This window comes from Paenibacillus sp. N119s (assembly GCF_059447605.1).
In genome coordinates this window covers 1-422 of record NZ_JCAJRU010000521.1, presented here as the reverse complement: position 1 = coordinate 422, position 422 = coordinate 1, and the positions used below count along the sequence as shown (strand labels likewise).

Here is a 422-nt window from a genome sequence, read left to right as displayed (position 1 = left end):
ACCAGATGACCTCGAATTTGCTCTACACTTTCCCGTTCAAAGGCGAGGGCATTATAACCAAAGCTCATGTGAATGGTATTCCCCGGCAGTACTACCACGTTAAAGTCATAGTTGGTCTGCTCGACAGATTCGGTTCCTGTGATTCTGAAGCTGTTTTCCTCACTGCTGCCTAATTGCTCAATTTGCTCCCCTACCGGATAATTTTCAAAAATAAGAATATGATTGATCAAATCCTGCTTAAGCTCCGACAATCCCTGAATTTCATACAATGGATACGTATCATAGACATGGGAATCGATTGATTGCTCCTGGGTTTGCTTCATTACGTCAGAGAATAAACTGTCCTTATGACTGTGGATACGCACCGGAATCGTATTGATAAACAGACCTATGATGTGCTCCACATTCGGAATGTCTGCCGG

General features: G+C 43.4%; 1 protein-coding gene. It reads right to left on the bottom strand.

All coding sequences use genetic code 11. The annotated features are described in order from the left end of the window. Nucleotides 1–422, bottom strand: a 422-nt coding sequence (locus AC5V8P_RS26125; RefSeq protein WP_495474121.1) for a condensation domain-containing protein, incomplete at both ends; no start/stop codon positions are given.